Genomic DNA, 8962 nt, shown 5'->3' with positions numbered 1-8962 from the left:
GCGGTGGCGGGGCAGTTGTCGGCGGCGTGGGGGCGGTATACGGCGGCGGTGGGTGTGTGGGAGCGGTTGTTGGGTGATGGTGAGGGTGTGCATCGTCGGATGGAGGCGATCACTCAGACCGCGGTGGATGTGTTGGATGGGCAGAAGGACACGCCGTTTGAGGAGAATCCGAAGGGGTGGAAGGCGTTTTGGAAGTCGTTGGGCAATTGGATTGATGAGCATGCTGATGTGTTGAAGACGATTTCGGAAGTGTTGATCACGGTGGGGTCGTTGGTGGCGTTGTTGCCGGGGTTGGGCACGTTGGTGGGGGGGATCATCGCGGGTATTGGTGTGGGTATCGGGTTGGCGTTGACGTTGACGGGGAATATGTCGTGGGGTGAGTTCGCGATGTCGGCGGTGGGGGCGATACCGGGGGCGGGTAAGGCGGCGCAGTTGGCGAAGCTGGGCAAGTTGGGCAAGTTCGGTCGTGCGTGTGCCAATGACCCGGTGGATGTGTTTTCCGGTGATGTGGTCGATGTTGATGTGGATGTGCGCATCGATGGGGTGTTCCCGTTGGTGTTCGAGCGGCATCTGATCACGTCGTTTCGGGCGGGACGTTCGTTCGGGCCGTCGTGGGTGTCGATGCTGGATTGTTGTGTTGATGTCGACGCGGACGGGGTGAGTTTCATCGCGCCGGACGGGATGGGTGTGGTGTTCGGCCATCCGGTTGATGGTGTGGAGGTCACCTCGTCGGACACCTCGGGGTGGCGGTTGTCGTTTGTGGATGGCACGTATCGGGTGCGTGAGGTGGCGGCCGGGGTGACGTATGTGTTCTCGATGGTCGGGGACACCTCGTCGCTCCGTGTGCCCGACCCCGATCGTGGGCCGCAGCGATCCTCGCTGCACGACGACGCCGACGCCGATGGCGGTGCTGGTGCGGGTGTGAATTCGGCTGGCACGGTGGCAGATTCGACGTTGGCGGCGCGGACGGGGTTGTCGGTGGTGGTCGGGTTGAGTGCGGTGGTGCACCGGTCCGGGCACTGCCATGAGATCGTCTATGACCCGCAGACCGGTCTGCCGGCCCGGATCGTGACCTCGGGTGGTGCGGTGGTGGTGGTGCACACCGATCCGGTGACCGAACGGGTCTTGGGGTTGTCGGTGTCGGGTGAGGGCGCCGTGTCGGGTGAGGGTGCGCAGGCGCGTGATGTTGCGCGGTATGAGTATTCGTTGGCCGGGCAGCTGATCGGGGTACGCAATCGGTCTGGCCGGCCGTTGCGCTACACCTATGACGCCGCGGATCGGGTGACGTCGTGGACTGACCGTAACGGGATTGTCTACCGGTATGGCTACGACCAGCAGGGTCGGTGTGTTGTGCAGGCCGGTACGGGCGGGGTGTTTGCCAACGGCACGGTGTATCTGCCGGATACCGGTCCGGGCGCGGTGGCGGGTGGGGTGTTGTCGGTGATGGTGCAAACCGCCACCAATTTGGCGGTGGACGATTCGGTCGATGTGGATGCGCGCATGGCGCGGGTCGGTGAGTTGGCGTTGATCGAGCAGGTGGCCGCGGTGGGTGTGGCCGGTGTGGGGGTGGTGTTGCCGGATCGGGATGTCGCGGGTGGGCCGGCGCATCTTGCGGCGGGTGCGGCGGTGTTCGCCGGGGTGGATGAGCGGTTGTGGCGTGATGAGGTGCTCGGTGATGTGCGGTGTGAGATTTATCGGTGTGACCCCTCGGGTGAGGTGTGGCAGCAGATCACGGCTGCGGGTGCGATCACCACGGTCGTCCATGAGCGGCGTCGCCCGGTTCGGGTGGTCTCGGGTGAGGGTGGGGTGGCCACATTCACCCGCGATGAGGACGGCCTGGTCATCGCGGAATCCGCTGCCGACGGCACGAGTGTGGCGGTGCAGTACATGGGGTTGGGGGTCCCGACGCGGGTGATCGATGCTGCGGGTCGGGTCAGCGAGGTCGAGGTCGACGGGTGGGGCAATGTGGTGTCGGTGGTCGGCCCGGATGGGGTGGGTCACGGGTTCGAGTTCGATTACCGCGCTTCGGGTTCGGTGCTGGCGGCCACGATCGACGCCTCGGGTGCGGTGACGCGGGTGGAGTGTGATCGGGCTGGGCGGCCGGTGCGGGTGATCGATCCGGACGGGCGGGTGGTGAGCTACGGCTATGACGTGTTCGGTAACCCGACGTCGGTGATGGATGCGGAGGGCAACGAGTCCCGGCTGGTGTGGACGGTGCATGGGGAACTGGTCGAGCGTGTGCATCCGGACGGCACGCGTGAGGAAGCACTGTTTGATGCCGAGGGCAATCTGGTGGCCGCGGTCGATGAGGCTGGTCACCGGCGGACCTCGCGGTTCGGTCCGATGGACACCGCGGTGGAGATGGTCGATGCCACCGGTGGCCGGCTGCAGCTGCGTTATGACACGCAGTTGCAGGTTCGTGAGGTCATCAACCCGGACGGTTTGGTGTGGCGGTTCGACTACGACCGGGCCGGGCGGCTGGTCGGGGAGACCGATTACAACGACGCGCACACCCGCTACGAGGTGGATGTGGCCGGGCGGGCGGTCGCCCGGATCGATGCGTTGGGTCGACGGACTGACACCACCTTTGATGCGGCGGGCCGGGTGGTGGCGTCGGTGTCGGATACCGACGGGCGCACCGAGTTTCGGTTCAACGAGGCCGGTGAACTGGTGGAGGCGGCCAACGCGGACGCGGTCGTCACCTACCATCGTGACCCCGATACAGGGGTGGTGGTCGGTGAAACCATCAACGGCATCACCACCGGCTGGAACGCCGATCCGCGATCGCGGTCGGCGACCCGCACCATCGACACCACCACCATTGCGGGTGTTGGTGGTCGGTGGGTGACCGATTTCGGGTGGGATCAGGCCGGTCTGCTCACCACCGTGGACACCCGCACCGACACGGCCGCAACGACTTCCGCGCACCACTCCGCGCACCCGGTTGGGGGTGGGGTGCGTGCGGTGGATGGGTTGCGGTTTGGTTATGACCGTTCGGGTCGGGAGGTGTCGCGGGCGATCGGTGCGCGGGCGGTCATCCGGCAGCGTTTCGATGTGCGGGACCGGCTGATCGAACAAGTCGTCGCCACGACCACACCAGCCACCACCGCACCGGCCACCACCGCTCCGGCTTCTACGACACGGGCAGGTGCGACGACCTCGTCGGGGTCGTCGGCGGGTGGTGTGGTGGCGGGTCGGCGGTGGACGTATCGGGCCGACACGTATGTGTCGGCGATCGATGATGTGGTGGCTGGTCGGGTCGGGTTCGGTGTGGATGGTGAGGGCCGGATCCTCGGCGCCGACAACACCCCTGACCCCACGGGCTCGCCGATGACCGCGACCACGACTGCGGCGACTGCCACGACTGTGGTGGGTGCGCGGGGTGGGGGTGTGGCCGAACGGTTTTCGTACACGCCGGCTGGGCTGTTGGATTCGGTGTCGGGTGGGTTGCCTGCCGTTGGGGTGGCGTCGTCGCCGGTGGCGGGTCCGGCAGCTATGGGTGGGGATCGTCGGGTGTCGCGTCGGGGCACGTTGATCACCCGGATCGGTCGGGATCGGTTTGTGTATGACGCGGCGGGCCAGTTGGTGGAGCGTCGCCGTCACCGGTTGTCGCGGGGCCCGGAGGTCACCCGCTTCACCTACACCAGTGCCGGGCAGATCCGCACCGTGGTGTGTGCCGATGGCAGCACATGGCGTTACGGGTATGACCCGTTCGGGCGTCGGGTGTCGAAAACGCACACGGCTGCTGGTGGGCGGCTGTTGGACACGGTGGTGTTCGGCTGGGATGGCGATGATGTGGTGGCCCAAACCAATATCGCGCACACCCCGCGCGGGCCGCTACCGGCCGGGGCGGCGTCGACCTGGATCTGGACCTATCACCCCGATACGGGCGAGCCGCTGGAACAGCACACCCGCCACCACACCCCCACCCACCCCGCCAACGGCAACGACGACGGCGGCGGTCAGGGTGGTGCGCACCCGCCGGCCGGCGGGGATCCGGCCGGGTGGTCGCAAGCCCAGATCGATGACGAGTTTCATGCGATCGTCGCCGATCTGTCGGACGCGCCGACCGAGCTGGTCGATCCCGTGTCGGGGCAGGTGGAGGGGCGTGCGACGCGCACGGTGTGGGGTGACACTCGTTGGCAGGGTGTCGGCACGCCGTTGCGGTTTGCTGGGCAGCAGTATGATCCGGAAACCGGTTTGCATTACAACCGGTACCGCTACTACAACCCGGCCACCACCACCTACACCAGCCCCGACCCACTCGGGATCGCACCCAACCCTTACAGTGCCACCGCCTACGTCCACAACCCCCACACCTGGATCGACCCACTCGGACTGAAGCCATGCTTGCGCGGAATCGTCAACATGGTGCACGATGCCGGGTTGCGTGTCGGGTACAACCGTGCCGCAAAGGGAATTACGAAGCGCGGCCTGGCCGACCTGAGGTCTGGTGGCGATCCTGAGTCCATTGCACGGCGCGTTGTTGGAGAGCGCAACGACCTGAAACAGCTGACGCGTGACAAGATGTGGAACCAGAATGCCGTAGCGCGAATGGCCGAGCGGAATGTCGGGAAGTACGGAAATCCGATCGGTCCAACTTTTGAAAAGCTTGCCGAATCGCGGAGTCCGGTGGAGATCATCGAAGGCGGATCTCGAACTGCCTCGTGGCGATCTGTACTCAATATCGTGAGGAGATGAGTTGCCTCTGTTATGCCTATCGCAGCAATTTAGCGAACGCCCTGTGTGCGCCTATGACACTGCCACCGGCGAAGTCCTACACGCGCTAGACCCTCATCACCGCATCCGAGGACTGGTGGAAGAGAGGAGTTCGGCTCCGCTCGCCATCTATCTTTCTGCGGATGGAGTCCGCATGCTACAGAAGGGGACTGCGGGCCTCCCGCTCAGGGAAATCAAGCGGATACGTCACTGGCGAACGTTTGCAGGGCTCAACACTCAATGGGGAAACCGATCGCACCTGACGGTTGAGTCGGACATAGGCACCATCACGGAAGTTCGTCAGCTGGATACTGGGAGATATCGCTTCAGGGATTCAAGCCCGTGGGCGATGCATGACTTCTTGGGCATTGTCAACAATCTGGTGCTCTCAAAGGAAGGCCCGCAGGGTCACGAAAGCGTGTGGACGATGTGGAAGGATGGGGATGTTTTCGAATGATTGGCATAACCGCTAGCTCTTCAGGGTGTTGATTTCCTCCGCGATATTGGATCGTGCTTGGTTTTCCCACATATCTTTGGCGGTGGCCGAGTGGTAAATGGAGGGGCGTTTCGCGAATTCTTCGAGGATGTTTATTCGTAGTCTTTTGTAGAGGAAGGAGGGGATATACTTGTACTCTGCTCGCACATTGAGGGCGTATTCGCGGTAACTGTCGATGTCGCTTCCCAGCACGGCGAGATCGGCATCGCTAAGCGCGATCCCGTTGGAGTCGGTGCTGAGCGGCGCGTGGTGTTTGGTGAGTAAGACGAGGCGTTGCACCTCTGCGAGGTCTGAGTCGGCGCCGAGGAGTTTCTGTGCGAGTCGTGCGGAGTCGCGTTCGTTGGTCGTGCGTTTGGGGTTGTAGATGGCGTCGTGGAACCAGGCGGCAAGGATCACTGATCGGTGATCGAAAGTTTCGCCCGCTGTGGCCAGGGTATCGAGACCGGAAATGACCTCATCGAGGTGTTTGACGGTGTGGTGTTTGCGGTGTGGTTCAGACCAGCGACGGCGCAGTTCTTCTTGTATCGCAGCAGGTAGATCAGGATCCACTGATCGATCGTAACGTGAATACCTGAGTGCAATGCAGCAACCTCCGCGCACCCGGCCGGGCGTGGGGTAGGTCCGGTGGATGGGTTGCGGTTCGGCTATGACTGCTCGGGTCGGGAGGTGTCGCGGGCGGTTATCGGCAGCGTTTCGATGTCTCGCTGCGGCCGTCTCCGCTGCCCAATCCCGGGCGTGGCGGAGCGAGGACTGGGCAGTCCCGCGCGTACCGTAGTGCGTCGGCCAGTTCGACACAGCAAACACGACGCCGACAGTGAGGATGCGCGCGATGGATGACCGCTACGGGCGCGATGTGTTGTCGAAACCCCAGCGCGCCAAGCCGCGCGTGCCGGAGGTCGCCGCCGAGACCGACCTCGTCGTCGAGGACGCCGCCACCGGATTCTGCGGCGCGATCGTCGGGTTGGAGAAGAGCTACTCGGGTGACCTCGTACGACTCGAGGACCGGCACGGGCGCAGCCGGGTCTTCGTGATGCATCCGGCCGCATTCCTGATCGACGGCCGGCCGGTGACCCTGGTCAAACCTCGCGGTCGAGGCCCGCAGGCGCCGACACGGACGGCATCCGGTTCACGCGTCGCGCCCAAGACCCGCGCACGCACTGCGCGGGCCAGCCGCATCCTTGTCGAAGGAGTGCATGACGCGACGCTGATCGAGCGGGTGTGGGGTGACGATCTGCGTGCCGAAGGCGTCGTCGTCGAAAGCCTCGACGGGCTCGACAATCTCGAACAGGCGCTGGCCGAGTTCGCGCCCGCGCCACATCGTCGGGCGGGCGTGCTGGTGGACCACCTAGTGGCGGGGTCCAAGGAGGCGAAGCTGACCGCCGACGTCGGCGAGCACGTCCTGGTGTGCGGCCATCCCTACATCGACGTCTGGGAGGCTGTGAAACCGGCGTCCGTCGGAATCGACGCCTGGCCCCGTGTCCCGATGGGCACGGACTGGAAGACCGGTGTGTGCCGGCAACTCGGCTGGGGCGATCCTCGGGATGGCTGGCGCCGGGTGCTGGCCGGGGTCCGTGACTATCGGGATCTGGAAACCGATCTGCTCCGTTCGGTGGAAGAACTCCTCGACTTCGTGACGGCCGCGGCGGGAGACCGCTGAGCGACGATCACCGTCGGCGGATTCTGGCAGACTGGATTCATGAGCGCGCTGCTGTGGTTGGCCGCCGCGATCCTTTTCGTCATCGCGGAGACATTCAGTGGTGACCTCGTGCTCCTGATGCTCGCCGGTGGCGCCCTGGGCGCCGCAGGAGCCGATGCACTCGGCGCCCCGGTGTGGCTGGAGGTCGTGGTCTTCGCGCTGGTGTCCGTGCTGCTGCTGATGGGTGTCCGGCCGGTCGCGAAGCGGCACATGCTGAGCCGTCCGCGCATGCTGACCAACACCGAGGCGCTAAAAGGCAAGCACGCCATCGTGACCGAAGAGGTCGACGATCGCGACGGCCGCGTGAAGATCGGCGGCGAGGTGTGGTCGGCGCGGGCGCTGACCGCCGGTGAGGTGATCGCACCGGGTGAAGAGGTGACCGTGGTGGAGATCGACGGCGCGACGGCGGTGGTCTGGCGAGGCTGAGAACCGCGCTGTCGATTCGGCCCGCGGTGTTCGCGATACGGCGGAAAGGTGTTGTGTGATGGAGTATCTGGCTCTGGGAATCCTGGTTCTGTTCGCGCTGCTCGTGGTTGTGGTGCTGGTCAAGTCGGTGGCGCTGATCCCGCAGGCGCAGGCTGCGGTGATCGAGCGCCTTGGTCGGTACACCCGTACCGTCTCGGGGCAGCTGACATTGCTGGTGCCGTTCATCGATCGGATACGTGCGCGGGTCGACATCCGTGAACGCGTGGTGTCGTTTCCGCCGCAGCCGGTCATCACCGAGGACAACCTGACGCTCTCGATCGACACGGTGGTGTATTTCCAGGTCACCAATCCGCGGTCGGCCGTCTACGAGATCGACGACTACATCGCCGGCGTCGAACAGCTGACCATCACGACCCTGCGCAACGTGGTCGGCGGCATGACCCTCGAGGAGACGCTGACGTCGCGCGACTCGATCAACGGGCAGCTGCGCGGTGTGCTCGACGAGGCGACCGGCCGGTGGGGCCTACGGGTGGCCCGGGTGGAACTGAAGTCGATCATGCCGCCACCGTCGATCCAGGAATCGATGGAGAAGCAGATGAAGGCCGACCGCGAGAAGCGGGCGACCATCCTCGCGGCCGAGGGCCAGCGCGAGTCGGCGATCAAGACGGCCGAGGGCGCCAAGCAATCCCAGATCCTGGCCGCCGAGGGCGCCAAGCAGGCAGCGATTCTGGGTGCCGAGGCGGAACGGCAGTCGCGGATTCTGCGCGCCCAAGGCGATCGCGCCGCCGCCTATCTGAATGCCCAGGGCGAGGCCAAGGCGATCGAGAAGACATTCGCCGCCATCAAGTCGAGCAAGCCGACGCCGGAATTGCTTGCCTACCAGTACTTGCAGCAATTGCCCGAGATGGCCAAGGGTGAGGGCAGCACGGTGTGGGTGGTGCCGTCCGACTTCGGGTCCGCGTTGCAGAGCTTCGCCAAATCCTTTGGGGTGCAGGGCGATGACGGGGTCTTCCGTTATCAGTCGACCGACGAGCCGGTACCCGAGGTGGACGAGTCGGAGACCGAGGACTGGTTCTCCCTCACGTCGGATCCCAAGGTGGCGCAGGCGGTCGCCGAGGCGGAAGCCGTGGCGCGCACGCCCGTCGAACCGGAAGTACCCAGACGCGTTGAGCGTTCACGACTGCCGGACCCGGAGGCGATTGCGCCCGGGCCGGTCTATCCCGATTCGTCGAGTGAGCCGCCGCTACCCGACAACCAGCAGAGCTGACACCCTCGGTGAACCTGACCGGGATGGATCTCACTGGGATCGAGAATTGGGACGCCGGCGAACTCGACACCATCGCAACACATCTGGACGTGCGGAGTCCTGGCGAATTGTCGGATGTGCTCGCCACGGCCGACCGGCTGCCGGCCTGGTTCGCCGCCGGCGACGACTCGCCGTTGATGTCGGACCGACCGGCCGATCAACTCGACACCGCGGCAGCCGTCGGCGCGGCTCGCCGGCTCGCGATTGACACGACGGTCGCCGGCGGACATCTCCAAACGCGACACGCTGCGCTGCGGGGACTGGCGGGCGCGGCGAGGAGGACGATGGAGCCCCCAGGGACACTGTCCGGCCCCCCCCC

Annotated in this window: 5 protein-coding genes and 1 pseudogene; 5 read left to right on the top strand and 1 reads right to left on the bottom strand. The window is 65.3% G+C overall.

Annotated elements, in window-relative coordinates; translation table 11 throughout:
* Positions 1–48 precede the first annotated feature (48 nt).
* Positions 49–4701 carry an RHS repeat-associated core domain-containing protein gene (locus ABZW74_RS23020; RefSeq protein WP_355279655.1) on the top strand — a complete coding sequence of 1551 codons (4653 nt, stop codon included), beginning with the start codon at positions 49–51 and terminating at the stop codon, positions 4699–4701.
* Between the two features lie 487 nt (positions 4702–5188).
* Here ABZW74_RS23020 and ABZW74_RS23015 read toward each other — a convergent pair whose 3' ends face one another.
* On the bottom strand, positions 5189–5764 hold the full coding sequence (locus ABZW74_RS23015; RefSeq protein WP_240857334.1) for a hypothetical protein: 576 nt from the start codon (positions 5762–5764) through the stop codon (positions 5189–5191).
* A gap of 280 nt (positions 5765–6044) precedes the next feature.
* Between ABZW74_RS23015 and ABZW74_RS23010 the strand changes: the two genes are divergently transcribed.
* The 4 genes and pseudogenes from ABZW74_RS23010 to ABZW74_RS22995 all read left to right on the top strand — a co-directional run.
* Positions 6045–6872: a DUF3097 domain-containing protein gene (locus tag ABZW74_RS23010; RefSeq protein ID WP_240857333.1), complete on the top strand. Its 828-nt coding sequence runs from the start codon at positions 6045–6047 to the stop codon at positions 6870–6872.
* A gap of 39 nt (positions 6873–6911) precedes the next feature.
* Complete coding sequence (locus ABZW74_RS23005; RefSeq protein ID WP_355279652.1) at positions 6912–7337, top strand: NfeD family protein; 426 nt, start codon at positions 6912–6914, stop codon at positions 7335–7337.
* Positions 7338–7395: 58 nt separating this feature from the next.
* Entirely contained in the window at positions 7396–8604 is a 1209-nt protein-coding gene (locus tag ABZW74_RS23000) for an SPFH domain-containing protein (RefSeq protein ID WP_240857331.1), read from the top strand.
* A gap of 23 nt (positions 8605–8627) precedes the next feature.
* Positions 8628–8962 (top strand): annotated as a pseudogene (locus ABZW74_RS22995) (hypothetical protein); the annotation flags it as partial.

The sequence above is a fragment of the Gordonia sp. NPDC003585 genome (assembly GCF_040610755.1).
In the GTDB taxonomy this organism is placed as follows: Bacteria; Actinomycetota; Actinomycetes; order Mycobacteriales; family Mycobacteriaceae; genus Gordonia.
The sequence above is the reverse complement of the archived record's forward strand: the minus strand, read 5'-3'. Positions and strand labels throughout refer to the sequence as shown.

Excerpts from the sequence above, each read along its gene's own strand:
- ABZW74_RS23010 (WP_240857333.1), top strand. The coding sequence starts at position 6,045 with ATGGATGACCGCTACGGGCGCGATGTGTTGTCGAAACCCCAGCGCGCC.
- ABZW74_RS23005 (WP_355279652.1), top strand. The coding sequence starts at position 6,912 with ATGAGCGCGCTGCTGTGGTTGGCCGCCGCGATCCTTTTCGTCATCGCG.
- ABZW74_RS23000 (WP_240857331.1), top strand. The coding sequence starts at position 7,396 with ATGGAGTATCTGGCTCTGGGAATCCTGGTTCTGTTCGCGCTGCTCGTG.